The 13,982-nt window shown below is 49.8% G+C and carries 12 protein-coding genes; 8 read left to right on the top strand and 4 right to left on the bottom strand.

The window, feature by feature from the left end:
• Positions 1–18: 18 nt before the first annotated feature.
• Positions 19–2,076: a polyphosphate kinase 1 gene (gene ppk1 / locus ACTHS4_RS04325; RefSeq protein ID WP_101755779.1), complete on the bottom strand. Its 2,058-nt coding sequence runs from the start codon at positions 2,074–2,076 to the stop codon at positions 19–21.
• 208 nt (positions 2,077–2,284) lie between these two features.
• On the opposite strand from ppk1, the gene fabI reads away from it, so the two are divergent.
• Positions 2,285–3,073, top strand: coding sequence for an enoyl-ACP reductase FabI (gene fabI / locus ACTHS4_RS04320; protein WP_003748060.1), 789 nt, complete (start codon positions 2,285–2,287; stop codon positions 3,071–3,073).
• A 448-nt stretch (positions 3,074–3,521) separates the two neighbouring features.
• The gene (mscL, locus tag ACTHS4_RS04315) at positions 3,522–3,965 is read left to right on the top strand and encodes a large conductance mechanosensitive channel protein MscL (RefSeq protein ID WP_003748057.1); all 444 of its coding nucleotides are present in this window, start codon (positions 3,522–3,524) and stop codon (positions 3,963–3,965) included.
• Between the two features lie 121 nt (positions 3,966–4,086).
• On the opposite strand, the gene ACTHS4_RS04310 is transcribed toward mscL, so the two are convergent.
• Together ACTHS4_RS04310 and ACTHS4_RS04305 are read right to left on the bottom strand one after the other, a co-directional pair.
• Positions 4,087–4,806, bottom strand: a complete 720-nt coding sequence (locus ACTHS4_RS04310) for a hypothetical protein (protein ID WP_199900426.1) — start codon at positions 4,804–4,806, stop codon at positions 4,087–4,089.
• A 233-nt stretch (positions 4,807–5,039) separates the two neighbouring features.
• On the bottom strand, positions 5,040–7,937 hold the full coding sequence (locus ACTHS4_RS04305) for an Rne/Rng family ribonuclease (RefSeq protein ID WP_440365538.1): 2,898 nt from the start codon (positions 7,935–7,937) through the stop codon (positions 5,040–5,042).
• A 514-nt stretch (positions 7,938–8,451) separates the two neighbouring features.
• Here ACTHS4_RS04305 and ACTHS4_RS04300 point away from each other — a divergent pair.
• The 3 genes from ACTHS4_RS04300 to ACTHS4_RS04290 all read left to right on the top strand — a co-directional run bounded on the left by ACTHS4_RS04300 (position 8,452) and on the right by ACTHS4_RS04290 (position 10,707).
• Positions 8,452–9,438 carry an RluA family pseudouridine synthase gene (locus ACTHS4_RS04300; RefSeq protein ID WP_070826669.1) on the top strand — a complete coding sequence of 329 codons (987 nt, stop codon included), beginning with the start codon at positions 8,452–8,454 and terminating at the stop codon, positions 9,436–9,438.
• 39 nt (positions 9,439–9,477) lie between these two features.
• Positions 9,478–9,969: an SHOCT domain-containing protein gene (locus tag ACTHS4_RS04295; protein ID WP_070826668.1), complete on the top strand. Its 492-nt coding sequence runs from the start codon at positions 9,478–9,480 to the stop codon at positions 9,967–9,969.
• Positions 9,970–10,056: 87 nt separating this feature from the next.
• Positions 10,057–10,707, top strand: a complete 651-nt coding sequence (locus tag ACTHS4_RS04290) for an HAD-IA family hydrolase (protein WP_070826667.1) — start codon at positions 10,057–10,059, stop codon at positions 10,705–10,707.
• A 65-nt stretch (positions 10,708–10,772) separates the two neighbouring features.
• Here ACTHS4_RS04290 and ACTHS4_RS04285 read toward each other — a convergent pair whose 3' ends face one another.
• Entirely contained in the window at positions 10,773–11,579 is an 807-nt protein-coding gene (locus ACTHS4_RS04285) for a DNA ligase (protein WP_070826666.1), read from the bottom strand.
• A gap of 111 nt (positions 11,580–11,690) precedes the next feature.
• On the opposite strand from ACTHS4_RS04285, the gene ACTHS4_RS04280 reads away from it, so the two are divergent.
• The 3 genes from ACTHS4_RS04280 to ACTHS4_RS04270 all read left to right on the top strand — a co-directional run bounded on the left by ACTHS4_RS04280 (position 11,691) and on the right by ACTHS4_RS04270 (position 13,742).
• Positions 11,691–12,329 (top strand): MBL fold metallo-hydrolase, encoded by a 639-nt coding sequence (locus ACTHS4_RS04280; RefSeq protein WP_004519037.1) that lies wholly within the window; start codon positions 11,691–11,693, stop codon positions 12,327–12,329.
• Positions 12,330–12,789: 460 nt separating this feature from the next.
• Positions 12,790–13,305: an outer membrane protein assembly factor BamE gene (locus tag ACTHS4_RS04275; protein ID WP_070587953.1), complete on the top strand. Its 516-nt coding sequence runs from the start codon at positions 12,790–12,792 to the stop codon at positions 13,303–13,305.
• Between the two features lie 8 nt (positions 13,306–13,313).
• The gene (locus tag ACTHS4_RS04270; RefSeq protein WP_049332858.1) at positions 13,314–13,742 is read left to right on the top strand and encodes a hypothetical protein; all 429 of its coding nucleotides are present in this window, start codon (positions 13,314–13,316) and stop codon (positions 13,740–13,742) included.
• The last annotated feature ends 240 nt before the right edge of the window (positions 13,743–13,982 follow it).

The following is a 13,982-nucleotide window of genomic DNA, read 5'->3' as shown; positions in this document are numbered from 1 at the left end:
CCTAAGACATTATTCAATTTAACGTCCGTATATTTTCCACAAACCTTCCTGCAAACCAAACGCAGGCTCGCCGTCTTGCGGCTGGGTGCGGACGTAGCTGCCGTCAGGCTGCATCAGCCAAGCCTGGGTATTGTCTTCCAAGGCCATTTCCAAACCTTCGCGGATCACGCGTTCTTTGAGTTCAGGCGTGGTAATCGGCGTGGCGACTTCAATGCGGCGGAAGAAGTTGCGCCCCATCCAGTCGGCGCTGGAGATAAAGGTATCGTCTGCGCCGTTGTTATGGAAGCAATACACGCGCGAGTGTTCGAGTTGGCGGCCGATGATGGAGCGGACGCGGATGTTTTCGGACAAGCCTTTTACACCCGGGCGCAAAGTACACATACCGCGCACAATCAGGTCGATTTGCACGCCTGCCGCGCTGGCTTGATACAGCGCATCAATTACACTCGGCTCGATGAGGGAGTTCATCTTGGCGGTAATCCGCGCCGGTTTGCCTGCTTTGGCGTGTTCGGTTTCCTGCTTGATGCGGTCGATGACCATTTTGTGCAAGGTAAACGGGCTTTGATAGAGCTTGTTCAGACGGCCCGGCTTGCCCAAGCCTGTGATTTCCATAAACAACGTGTTCACATCGGCAGTGATTTGCTCGTCGGCGGTGATGATGCCGAAGTCGGTGTAGATGCGCGATGTGCCTTGGTGGTAGTTGCCGGTACCTAGGTGGGCATAACGCTTGAGCACGCCGTCTTCACGGCGGATAACCAAAGCCATTTTGGCATGGACTTTATAGCCGAATACGCCGTACACGACGTGCGCGCCCGCCTCTTCCAGCTGCTTCGCCCAGTTGACGTTGTTGGCTTCGTCAAAACGCGCCATCAGTTCGACCACGACGGTAACTTGCTTGCCCGCCAGTGCGGCCTTCATCAATGCGCGCACAAGCTCAGAATTGCTGCCGGTACGGTAGATGGTCATTTTGACGGCCAACACATCCGGATCGGCGGCGGCTTCGCGTATCATTTGGACAACCGGATCGAAAGACTGATACGGGTGGTGCAGCAAGATCGGTGACTGTTTGACCAGTTTGAATACGGAGCCGTTTTTGCGCAAGGCTTTCAGACGGCCTGCATTGCGTGGCGGAAACTTCAAATCCGGCCTATCCACCAAATCGGGAACGGCATTGAGGCGCACCAAATTGACTGGGCCTTTGACCTGATACAGCTCGGCAGAAGTCAGCTTGAACTGGGCAAGCAAGAAGTCGTGAATATGCGCCGGACAAGTGTCCGCCACTTCCAAGCGCACGCCGTCGCCGTATTCGCGGTCGTGCAACTCGTTTTGAATCGCAGCACGCAGGTTTTTCAAATCTTCTTCATCAACCGTCAAATCGCTATCGCGCGTGAGGCGGAACTGATGGCAGTCTTTAACCTTCATGCCGGGAAAGAGTTTGCCGACATGGGCGTGCAAAATCGAAGACAAGAACACAAAACCTGCATCGCCGCCGCAAATTTCAGACGGCATGGGGACGACGCGCGGCAAAATGCGCGGAGCCTGCACAATCGCCATCCCGGACGGACGGCCGAACGCATCCGTGCCTTCGAGTTCGACGGCAAAGTTGAGCGATTTGTTTAACGGGCGCGGGAATGGGTGTGACGGATCAAGGCCGATGGGCGTGAGAATGGGCAAAAGCTCGTTGTCGAAATAGTTTTCGATCCATTTTTTCTGCGCAGCCGTCCATTTGTGGCGGCGATAGAAATGAATGCCGGCACGGCTGAGTGCAGGCTGCAATACTTTGTTAAACAGGTCGTACTGCTCGCGGATCAGAGCCTGCGCCTCTTTCGCCACCGCTTCGATGGTTTCGGCCGCGGTTTTTCCGTTGTCGAGCAGCTGATGCGGGCGCAATTTGTTTTCGCGTTTCAACCACGCCATGCGCACTTCAAAAAATTCGTCCAAATTGGAAGACACGATGCACAAAAAACGCAAACGCTCCAACAAAGGAACTTTCGTATCCTGCGCCTGAGCCAGTACACGGCGGTTAAACGCCAACAGGCTGAGTTCTCGGCAGAGAATGCGGTTTTGCTCGGGCATGGTTCACTCCTGAAACATCGGTCATTAAGACTATCAAGTATAACGTTTTGCCGCTGTTCCGTCAGGTTTCAGACGGCCTTAGCAGACAACCTTATCCCTATTTGAGGCAAGACAAAGGGTTATCCGTTTTTTTCTATGCCGAAACAGCGGTTTTTGCTATAATGCGCAGTTTAATGCAACCGCAATACCACTGCTAAAGGATAAGAAAATGGGCTTTTTGCAAGGCAAAAAAATTCTGATTACCGGCATGATCTCCGAGCGTTCCATCGCTTACGGCATCGCCAAAGCCTGCCGCGAACAAGGCGCGGAATTGGCATTTACTTATGTTGTCGACAAACTGGAAGAGCGCGTCCGTAAAATGGCGGCCGAACTCGGCTCCGAACTCGTGTTCCGCTGCGACGTTGCCAGCGACGACGAAATCAACCAAGTTTTCGTTGACTTGGGCAAACACTGGGACGGCTTGGACGGCCTCGTTCACTCCATCGGCTTCGCCCCTAAAGAAGCTTTGAGCGGCGACTTCCTCGACAGCATCAGCCGCGAAGCGTTCAACACCGCTCACGAAATCTCCGCATACAGCCTGCCTGCGCTGGCAAAAGCCGCCCGTCCGATGATGCAGGGCCGCAACGCCGCAATCGTTGCACTGAGCTACTTAGGCGCCGTTCGTGCCATTCCTAACTACAACGTTATGGGCATGGCCAAAGCCAGCCTCGAAGCCGGCATCCGCTTCACCGCCGCCTGCCTGGGCAAAGAAGGCATCCGCTGCAACGGCATCTCCGCAGGCCCGATCAAAACCCTGGCCGCTTCCGGCATCGCCGATTTAAGCAAACTCTTGGGCCACGTCGCTTCCCACAACCCATTGGGCCGCAACGTTACCACTGAAGAAGTCGGCAATACAGCCGCCTTCCTGCTGTCCGACCTCGCTTCCGGCATCACCGGCGAGATTACATACGTTGACGGCGGTTACAGCATCAACGCGCTGAACGACGAAGAGAACTAAACAGTTTTCACTCCAAACGCACTTTCATGATGAAAGTGCGTTTTTTATGGCCGTTACATTATGGCTTGAATAACTGCATAACCAAAAAGGCCGTCTGAAAGTCAAATACGGATACGAAACATTAACTTTACAGGCTTTCAATGATTATGTTTTCAACATTATTATATTATCATTCCACCTTAACCTAAAGATTCGATAGAGCATTGATTCTAAAGATAACATTCATATTATCTGATACTTAGCCACGGATAAAAAGTGGTGCAAAAAAGTAACAAAAAAAATTCAGACGGCCTGTTTTTCATACAGAAGGCATAGAAGCCGGGCATTTTTAGCATGAAATACAAAATTTAACATTATTGAAATTTTCTTAACCGATAAAGCGTTAATATGCCTGCCGTTTTATTGAACTACATCTGATTTTGACTCAAACACATACAGGAGATTAATTATGTCAATCGCTTCAGAATTTAAAGAATTTATTATGCGTGGCAACGTGATCGACCTCGCAGTCGGTATGGTTGTCGGTACAGCATTCAGCGGCATCGTCAAATCATTGGTTGACGACGTAATCATGCCCCCTATCGGCCTGTTGATCGGCGGCGTTGATTTCTCCAACCTGTTCATTACGTTGAAAGACGGCGCACAAGCCGCTCCTGCAGAAGGTTACGCCAACTTAGCAGCCGCCCAAGCAGCCGGTGCCGTTACCCTGAACATCGGTCTGTTCATCAACACTGTAATCAGCTTCCTGATCATCGCCGCTGCCATCTTCTGCGTGGTTAAAGCCATCAACTCTGTGAAAAAAGCCGAAGCTCCTGCTGAAGAAGCACCGGCAGAGCCTAGCGAAGAAGTTCTGTTGTTGCGCGAAATCCGTGACTCTCTGAACAAAAAATAATCACAATACCTAAACATACACACACAAACCAAGGCCGTCTGAAACCATTTCAGACGGCCTTTTCTAACTCCATCGCTCTGACATAGTTGGCTGTTTAAGAAAAACTACAAGCAGCTATCCTTCATTTATTTATAGAAACCTTGCTTACGACCTCATTATTTTTACCCAATAGATAAAGGAAATTATCATTTACCTCTAATTTACCAAGGTAAACGCCATAATCCATTTCATGAGCAGGACAGGTTTTAATCAAATGACGAATACTCTTGTCTTTATTTTCAATATTCCAAAACAAGTCAACTTTATCGATCTGATGTTCCACTTGAATGGAAAAAGTGGTGGATTGAATCTTCTTCTTTTTCCATACCCAACTATTTTCATAATGGTTTCTCTCTATTTCATTCACTACATCCCCAAGTAAGCAGAATGGAATAGAAAGCTTATGAAATACACGGTTTGCCCCTTCGACTAAGGCAGCCAAGAGCATCTTTTTCTTATCAACAGGATCTAAAGCTTCATAGGTACAAAAATCAAATGGAACCTGAACAGTATAGACACCAAGTAAGTTTATGATACAAGGATTGCAGACCTTATCCATGCATTCTATGATGATTTTCCAACAATCCTTAGTTGGAACAGGCTTGAAGAGTCGCTCCAACATAGATGTCATACACTTCGATTCATATACAAACGCTTTTCTACGGCATTTCCAATTTTGATTGTAGTCCTCTATCCTGGCCTCCTCGTATCTTAATGAAGCTGAGTCCATCAACTCCTCGATCCTTTGGCGATTTTCCACATAAGGTCTATCTAATTCAAAATATCTTAACTTCATATTCATACTTCCATGATCTTATTTTTTATACAGGACCAACCCTATGTAAAGGCTAAGTCTTTCAAGGTAGCAATGATTCTGACCTTTAAATATCGATAACTCCAACTTCTTGATGCTTCATACTTCTCACTCTCCTCAAAAGAAATTTCCTTTTCTTAACTATTCCCTATAGTCGTAGCACTTCTCCTGTAAAAAAGCCCGATGCGTTCAACATCGGGCTTTTAACTGGAAAACCAATCTTAGTCTTTGCGTGTTTCCACCAAAATCATTTCGACTGCTGTGTCTTCCACTTCTACTTTAGGCACATCCGAACGGCGTGTTTTAGCAACCGGTTCAGGTTGTGGCTGCGCGGCAAAAGCGGCAACGGCTTGCGGATCGGTTTCAACGAAGATCAAATCGCCCAAGCTCTCAGGCACAACGATTGCGACAGGCGCTGCTTCAGCTACGGCTTCAGTTTGTGTGACAACAGTTTCGGCTGGTGCTTCAACCGATGCAACAGTAGCCGTTGCATTTGGAGACAATACCGCAGCAATGGCTTCTTTGACATTGCTGACTGCAGAAGCAAGCAGGGCTTGTTCGGCATCAGCGCCTTCAGTTTGCGCTACGGCAGGCTCGTCTTCGCTTTCAATCGCAAATACGAATGGCTCTGCGCTGGTCACTTCAGGCTCGGATACTACAATCACCAGCGGCTCGGCTTGATCGCTTTCAGAAGACAATGTCGCATTTGCAGCTTCAACCGTTTCGTTCAAACCCAAAACATGCGCCACAGCAAAGAGAACTTTGTCGGCGGTATCGGTAATGTTCAGGTATTGCTCGATTTTTGCTGAAGACGGAATATTGCGTTTTTTGCTGTTAGAACGGCGGTCGTTGCGGTTGTTGCGCTGACGGTTGTTGCGCTGACGGTTGTTGCAGTCGCGTCCTTGACGGCCGTTGTTTTTCACACCCTCTTCGCTGCGGGCGTTGTCGTCCGCTTCGACTTGCGCCTGTTCGCCATCGGCTTGAACGTTCACGTCCTCAACACGGTTTTCCGCAGGTTGATGACGGTTGCGCTCGTTGCGACTGTTGTTGCGGCGGCGTTTATTGCCGTTTTGTTCCGCTTGGTTTTCAGACGGCATCTCAGCCAGTGCAGCCACTTCCTGAACGTTTACGTCTTCAACCACTTCCTCAACACGATTGCGCTCGTTGTTGCGATCATCGCGGCGGTTGTTACGGTTGCGGTTGCGGCGGGTGTCTTTACGCTCGTCGTTGCGGCTTTCGTTTGATTTGCTTTCTTCAAACTTGCTGTCGGCAGCTTCGGCATTTACTTCGCGCACTTCAACTTTACTGCCGTCGTTTTTGTTGCTGCGGCGTGGATTTTGACGGCGACTGTTTGCGCGGCGGTTGCTGTTTTGGCTACGGTTGGTTGTAGTGCGTTTTTCGGCAGGCTCTTGAGCAACTGCGACAGGTGCAGGCTCGCCACCGAAAATGCGTTTCAACCAAGCTTTAAAGCTGTCCCACCAAGAGGCTTTTTTCTCAGGAGCAACCGTCGGTGCAGGCTGGGTATGACGTACGCCTTTGACAGCCGGCTCAGGACGGGAAGCTTTGGCTTTTTCGCTGCCGAAAGGTTTGGCGGACTCGTCTTCTTCCGGCTCGGCGACGCGTTTGTAGCTCGGTTCGCCGTCTTCTTCTACGTCATCGATGCGGATGCGGTTGATTTCGTAGTGCGGATTTTCCAAGTGGATGTTTGGAATCAGGACGACGTTCACATCCAAGCGCTCTTCCATCGCAAACAGCTCGGCGCGTTTTTCGTTCAACAGGAAGGTAGCAACATCGACAGGCACTTGTGCATGCACTTCGCCGGTGTTGTCTTTCATCGCTTCTTCTTGAATGATGCGCAAAACGTGCAGGGCTGTCGATTCGATGCCGCGAATCACGCCGGTACCGGCGCAGCGCGGGCAGGCGACATGGCTGCTTTCGCCCAAGGCGGGTTTCAGGCGTTGGCGGCTCAATTCCAAGAGGCCAAAGCGGGAGAGTTTGCCCATTTGCACGCGGGCGCGGTCTTTTTTGAGCGCATCGCGCAGGACGTTTTCAACATCGCGTTGGTGTTTCGGATTTTCCATGTCGATGAAGTCGATCACGACCAAACCGCCCAAGTCGCGCAAACGCATTTGACGGGCAACCTCTTCGGCAGCTTCCATATTGGTTTTAAACGCAGTGTCTTCGATGTCAGAGCCGCGTGTGGCGCGCGCAGAGTTTACGTCGATGGAAACCAGGGCTTCAGTGTGGTCGATCACAATCGCGCCGCCGGAAGGCAGGCTGACACTGCGTGAGAACGCACTTTCGATTTGGTGTTCGATTTGGAAACGGGAGAACAGCGGCGTGTGGTCTTGATAGAGTTTCAGACGGCCTACATTGCTCGGCATGACATAGCTCATGAACTCGGCAACTTGGTCATAAACTTCTTGATTATCCACCAGAATCTCGCCGATGTCGGGACGGAAATAGTCGCGAATCGCACGAATCAGCAGCGAGCTTTCCATAAAGAGCAGGTAAGGGTCATGATGCGCTTTGCCTGCTTCTTCGATGGCTTGCCAGAGTTGCTTGAGGTAGTTTAAGTCCCATTCCAACTCTTCCGCGCTGCGGCCGATGCCGGCTGTACGGGCAATGATGCTCATGCCGCTTGGAATGTCGAGTTCGGCCATGGCGGCTTTCAACTCTTGACGCTCTTCGCCTTCGATACGGCGGGATACGCCGCCGCCGCGCGGATTGTTGGGCATCAATACCAAATAGCGGCCGGCCAGGCTGATGAAGGTGGTCAGCGCCGCGCCTTTGTTGCCGCGCTCGTCTTTTTCGACTTGGACGATGACTTCCATGCCCTCTTTGAGCACGTCCTGAATACGCGCCCTGCCGCCTTCGTAGTCGCGGAAATATGAACGCGATACTTCCTTAAACGGCAAAAAGCCGTGGCGGTCGGTTCCGTAATCGACGAAACATGCTTCCAGCGACGGCTCGATGCGGGTAATGATACCTTTGTAGATATTGCCTTTACGCTGTTCTTTGCCCAGCGTTTCGATGTCCAAATCCAAAAGGTTTTGGCCATCGACAATGGCAACGCGCAGCTCTTCGGCCTGCGTTGCGTTGAATAACATTCTTTTCATAGTCACCTCGTGAACAGCGGCCGTTTGATTTGTGAATATCTTTTTCAGACGGCCTGTCTGTCCGGTTGGCACTCTTCAAAGGCAAGATGGGAAAATCCCCGTGTAACCAGTATTTGATTTGAAATCCGCAAGGTTGCATGCTTGAGCTCAAGCCATGTGCGGACGGATTCGGATAAAGAAGGAAATAAAGAACAATGCGGCGGAAAGGTTGATGGTTCCGCTGCCGTCCGAATGCTAATGCTTCGGACAAAATAAGGCAGCCTACATCTTCTTATTATCGTAGCGCCGGTAATTTCGGACGGTGCTGCGCGGACTGCGTCTTACGCCCGGCCGGACGGCAGGTTCAATTCAAACTTAATTACGGGATTGCGTTTGCCGGCTTTGAACAAACACAAGGAAATGCTTTGCGGAGTGCGTTTTTAATATAAAATCTCGTTTTAACAATAAATCCGTTTCAGACGGCCTGCGACGGCAGGTTCTGGTCCCGAAACGGACGTTTGGGATTATAGAGAAAATGCACGCAATACGCAAAGATTCAGTCAGCCTGATTGCCGTTGCCGAACACGAGGAAGGCCAACGCCTTGATAACTATCTGATAAAAATCCTCAAAGGCGTCCCGAAAAGCCATATCCACCGCATTATCCGCGCCGGCGAAGTGCGGCTGAACAAAAAACGCTGCAAACCCGACAACCGCATTCAGGCAGGCGATACCGTCCGCATTCCGCCGATACGCACCGCCGAAAAACAAAGGCCGTCTGAAAGCCAGGCCGCGCCTGCGCGCGAATTTGACATCATTTACGAAGACGATGCGCTTTTGGTCATCAACAAACCGTCCGGTGTTGCCGTCCACGGCGGCAGCGGCGTGAGCTTCGGCGTCATCGAACAAATCCGCCGCGCCCGTCCCGAAGCGCGTTATCTCGAACTCGTCCACCGCCTCGACAAAGACACCAGCGGCCTTTTGATGATTGCCAAAAAGCGCAGCGCCTTAGTGAAGCTGCACGAAGCCATCCGCAATGACCATCCGAAAAAAATCTATCTCGCACTGGGTGTCGGCAGGCTGCCGAACGACCGCTTCCACGTCAAGCTCCCCCTGTTCAAATACACCGGCGCACAAGGCGAAAAAATGGTGCGCGTCAGCGAAGACGGCCAATCCGCCCACACCATCTTCCGCGTGTTAAACCGTTTTTCAGACGGCCTTTTGCACCAAGTCGGCCTATCCGACCTGACCCTTGTCGAAGCCACCCTAAAAACCGGTCGCACCCACCAAATCCGCGTCCATCTGCAATCGCAAGACTGCCCCATTGCCGGCGACGAACGCTACGGCGACTATCAAGCCAACAAACGCCTGCAGAAACTCGGTTTGAAAAGAATGTTCCTGCACGCCTCCGAGCTGCACCTTGCCCATCCGCTGACCGGCGAAAAACTGATCCTGAAAGCCTCCCTGCCGCAAGAATTGGCGCAATTCATTGTAATGTTGGAAAATCAGGAAAAGGCCGTCTGAAATCAAATAGATTTACTTAACCCAAAATAAGGAAACGTCATGTCTAAATTTTATCTTCTATTAGCATTAATTTTAGCTGGTTGTACAACTGCATCGGGAATCCAAATCGTTGAAAAGGGCAACTCGGGTTTTGATACAGCAATCATTTACAAAGGCAAAGAAACTATTTTAGATGTTAATGAAAATAATGAACAAGAATATCGCATATTCCACCAAGGAGCATCAGGATTTACTCCTTCAACTGCTGTGAGACACAGTGCCGAAAAAAGAGCACAGGCTTTCTGCAAACAAAAAAATAAAAGTATGAAAGCAATTAGAGAAAGAGCATCTACTCCTCCTCACATCTTAGGGAATTGGCCTAGGATTGAAATTATTTTTATCTGCACAGAGACAAAACAAGTAGATATTGATAATTCAAGCAACAACAAAAAATATGATCAATTAGTAAATTTAAAGAAATTATTAGATCAAGGTATTCTTTCCGAACAAGAATTCAATCAAGAAAAAGTTAAAATATTAAGTAACCCATAGTTCTATTCGTGTATTTTGGTAAATTCAGCCACACCAAAATACACTTTTAAAATAATAAGTTATTCAAGGCCGTCTGAAAGGAAACCCATGAAACCCAAACTCATCATTTTCGACTGGGACGGCACGCTTGCCGACACCACCAACCCCATCATCCACACCTTCCAGCAAAGCTTTGCCGATTGCGGCCTACCCGTTCCCGAAGCCGACCAAATCCGCCCGCTCATCGGATACAGCCTCTCCGGCATCATCCGCCGCCTTGCCCACAACGTCAGCGAACACGTTCAGGAAACCCTGATTGAGACCTATGCCGCGCACTACCTCAATCCCAACAACCACAACATGACTCTGTTCCCCGAAGCCCTGCCCTGCCTGCAACGCTTGAAGCAACAAGGCTATTGGCTTGCCGTAGCGACCGGAAAAGGCCGCAGCGGACTGGATAGGTCCATCGAGCAAACCGGCACCCAAGCCTTCTGGCTGGAAACTGCCTGCGCTAGCGAATATCCGTCCAAACCCGCGCCCGATATGGTACTCGCCCTCTGCGACCGACTGGGTGTTGAGCCGGAAGAGGCCGTCGTCGTCGGCGACACCACCCACGACCTAGAAATGGCCGCCAATGCCAAAATCCGCGCCATCGCTGTCACCACCGGCGCACATACCGCCCAACAGCTTTCCTCCATGCCCCATGTCGCCATGCTCAACAGCTTGGCCAAATTGCCTGATGTATTGGAAACCTTATAAAAGGCTATGCAACATCTATATTAAAGGCCGTCTGAAACCTATTTTCAGACGGCCTTTAATTTGTTTTATCGATCCGAGCGCACCCTGACAAATGTTGCAAATTTCGGCGTTCCTTTTTGCGTAAAACCACGATAACGGTAAGTAATCAGCGCACCGATTTTCGGGGGATGGTCGCGGTCCTTATCCTTAAAACCGCTGCCGATACGAAACTCGCCATATTGGTTTTTGCATCCTACCGCACCCAAACGCCCGACATTGCGCCCTTTGCCCTCATAATGACGCGTTACCGTACATTCATCATCATATTCACTTTTCAGCTTCAACAGCTGCCCATTTCTACCGCTTGCATAACGGGCTTCAGGTTGACGCAGCATCACCCCTTCCCCACCCAGCGCTTCAACTTGTTTCAAAAAATCCAAAGCATGCTGTTTGTCGCGCACCTTGACTTGCGGAATAACCGTAAACCGTGCCGACGGGTGTGATTTCAGCCATTTCGAAGCCGTTTCCAGCCGCTGATACAGATTGCCCTGCGCCTGCGGCACATCAAAAACATGCAAACGAATGCCGTCCCAATTTCCCGAGGCAGAACGCACCGTCGCGGAAATTTGCTCAAACCGCCCTCGTCCGCTGTACAACTCGCCATCCATCGGAAACGACGGAAAACCTGCTGTAAAACCTTTGGGCGGTGTAAACGCATAGCCCTGACGACTGATCAGCTGCCTGCCGTCCCAATACGCGCGTACGCCATCCAACTTTTCACTCATGGCCCAACCGGCAATATCTTGATTTTTATATTCCTGCGCCAACAACAAATCTGCACCAAACGCCGCAGAGATGAAAGAAGCCGCAAAAATCGGTATCATGGTTCGCATTACATTATTCATAAGACACTCTTCCAGACTTGCTTTTTATTATATATGCATAATAACAAAAGACCGTCTGAAACGCAAACAACATTAAATAAACATTTCCCAGGAACACCCATGGCACTCCAATTTGAAATCAACGCCGTTACCCCCTTCCGTCAAAACTGCACGCTGATTTGGGATGACGAAACCAAAGAAGCCGTTTTGACCGATGTCGGTGGCGACGTACCCTATTTATTGCAACAAGTCCAAAATAAAGGCCTCAAGCTGACTGCCATTTGGCTGACCCACGGCCATCTTGACCACGCAGGCGGCGTGGTTGAACTTTTGAAAACCTGCGACGTACCCGTTCTCGGCCCGCACAAAGACGACGAATTCCTGCTCCAAGCCCTTCCGCAAACGACGGCGCAATATGGTTTCCCCGTTTCTCCGTCATTCACGCCGACACGCTGGCTGGAAGAAGGGGAAACGCTCAAGGTCGGCAATCACAGCTTCCAAGTCCTCCACATTCCCGGCCACACTCCCGGCCAAGTCGTTTTTTACAACGCCGAAAACGGTCTTTTAGTCGCAGGCGATGTTTTATTTTATGAAACCGTTGGTCGCACAGATTTTCCGCGCGGCAATCATGATGACCTCATAAACAATATCTGCGCTAAACTATTAACCCTACCCGAAACCACGCAAGTGATAGCCGGACACGGCCGCATGACCAGTATCGGGCATGAGAAAAGGTACAATCCGTTTCTGGTTCGTTAATATGAATGTTGTATAAAGCCAACATTCTGGCATACACAGATTATGCGCACAAAGGGAAACTGGCATACAATTTGCAGGGATAACACCCGAAAGATTAAGTACCTAATCTCCGGCAAATGCCAAAATGAACTAAAGCACAAAGATAACAAGGTATTACGCAATACAACCTGATTTATCAAAAACCGGAAATCTCTAAACCCCAAGCCTTACTCGCAGTGAAATTGTTACAAAGTGACAATAAATGTCAGTCGGGCCGTCTGAACGGTTCTGCCGACTCAGGCGGATACAACGGAGATGAGGCGCAATGCCCTGCCGGAATGTGCCGAGGTTCTTGTTTGTCAAACCGTCGGGTACATCTTTAAGAAGCACAACATTATTTGGGTAAACCGGCAAACTCGCTGCCGGCACTAACAGGCCGTCTGAAAAGTTCGGCTGGTAAAATCAATAAAAGGATTATCAAATGAAAAAAATCGCAAAAGTGGGCTTCGTCCTGCTGGCTACCGGCCTGCTGGCCGCCTGTGCTACTAAGAGCAAAATCACTCCTGAAGGCACTACAGACGAGCCACGCTTCCCTAAACCTTACTCCCTGACCTTCAACAAAGACCGTGGCACATTCCCGACTTTTGACGAGCTGGATCAAATGCGTCCTGGCCTGACCAAAGACGACATCTACAAAATCCTCGGCCGTCCTCACTACGACGAAGGCATGGTTGGCGTGCGTGAATGGGACTACCTGTTCCACTTCTACACCCCAGGCGTAGGCGTTGACCCTGAAAACACTTCCGGCGTTGAAGGCATCACTACTTGCCAATACAAAGTGATCTTCGACAAAGACAAATTTGCACGCAGCTTCTTCTGGAATCCAGTATTCCCTAAAGATGCCGTATGTCCTCCTCCAGCACCTACACCTAAACAAGAGCCTCAAGTGATCATCCGCGAGATCATTAAAGAAGCTCCTCAACGCATCCGTCAATAAGGACAAATTTGAAACGGATCCTATTAGGTATAGCCTTGGCAGCAGGCCTGAACTCTTTGGCCGCTGCTGATGCTGTCAGCGACTATATCCAACGCAAAAAAGTTGTGGTCAATACAGCTAAGGCAGAGCTTTGCTTTGCCGATGACGGTCAGTGCCATCCGGTACTGATTGGCAAAACCACGCCGAAAGGCAAATTCAATATGACGCCGATGATGACCAGCAAACCGGGTTACGGTGGTGAGGTTATCGGCTTCAAAGAAGAAAATGACTTTCTGTTTGCGTTACACCGGGTATGGACGCTCAAGCCGCAGGAAAGACGCATGGAACGCATCGCTTCTCCTCATGTGGCCGACCGCATCATAACCAATGGTTGTATCAACGTACAAAATAATGTGTACGAAAAACTGCGTCAGTATTTCATTCTAGAAATAATCTGATGTAAGTCAGTCAAACAAAGGCCGTCTGAAACTTTTCAGACGGCCTTTCTTCTCAAACGAAAATTCAACGGCAATTTGCTTGCTCCGTCAGTACCGAACGAAGAATATTTGACCGCTTCATCCTCAATTCATCCTCAAGCCATATCACTTTTTACCATATCCAAAGAACCAACGGTTATTTATGCCGTTTCTCACCCAATGCTAGAATCGCGCGTTTATATATCGGCTCGCCGAGAAATC

The organism is Neisseria sp. P0014.S009 (assembly GCF_051958155.1).
Lineage (GTDB): Bacteria > Pseudomonadota > Gammaproteobacteria > Burkholderiales > Neisseriaceae > Neisseria > Neisseria flavescens_C.
The sequence above is the reverse complement of the archived record's forward strand: the minus strand, read 5'-3'. Positions and strand labels throughout refer to the sequence as shown.

Bases quoted from the DNA above. Each gene is read 5' to 3' on its own strand.
- ppk1 (WP_101755779.1), bottom strand. From the start codon at position 2,076: ATGCCCGAGCAAAACCGCATTCTCTGCCGAGAACTCAGCCTGTTGGCG.
- fabI (WP_003748060.1), top strand. From the start codon at position 2,285: ATGGGCTTTTTGCAAGGCAAAAAAATTCTGATTACCGGCATGATCTCC.
- mscL (WP_003748057.1), top strand. From the start codon at position 3,522: ATGTCAATCGCTTCAGAATTTAAAGAATTTATTATGCGTGGCAACGTG.
- ACTHS4_RS04310 (WP_199900426.1), bottom strand. From the start codon at position 4,806: ATGAATATGAAGTTAAGATATTTTGAATTAGATAGACCTTATGTGGAA.
- ACTHS4_RS04305 (WP_440365538.1), bottom strand. From the start codon at position 7,937: ATGAAAAGAATGTTATTCAACGCAACGCAGGCCGAAGAGCTGCGCGTT.
- ACTHS4_RS04300 (WP_070826669.1), top strand. From the start codon at position 8,452: ATGCACGCAATACGCAAAGATTCAGTCAGCCTGATTGCCGTTGCCGAA.
- ACTHS4_RS04295 (WP_070826668.1), top strand. From the start codon at position 9,478: ATGTCTAAATTTTATCTTCTATTAGCATTAATTTTAGCTGGTTGTACA.
- ACTHS4_RS04290 (WP_070826667.1), top strand. From the start codon at position 10,057: ATGAAACCCAAACTCATCATTTTCGACTGGGACGGCACGCTTGCCGAC.
- ACTHS4_RS04285 (WP_070826666.1), bottom strand. From the start codon at position 11,579: ATGCGAACCATGATACCGATTTTTGCGGCTTCTTTCATCTCTGCGGCG.
- ACTHS4_RS04280 (WP_004519037.1), top strand. From the start codon at position 11,691: ATGGCACTCCAATTTGAAATCAACGCCGTTACCCCCTTCCGTCAAAAC.
- ACTHS4_RS04275 (WP_070587953.1), top strand. From the start codon at position 12,790: ATGAAAAAAATCGCAAAAGTGGGCTTCGTCCTGCTGGCTACCGGCCTG.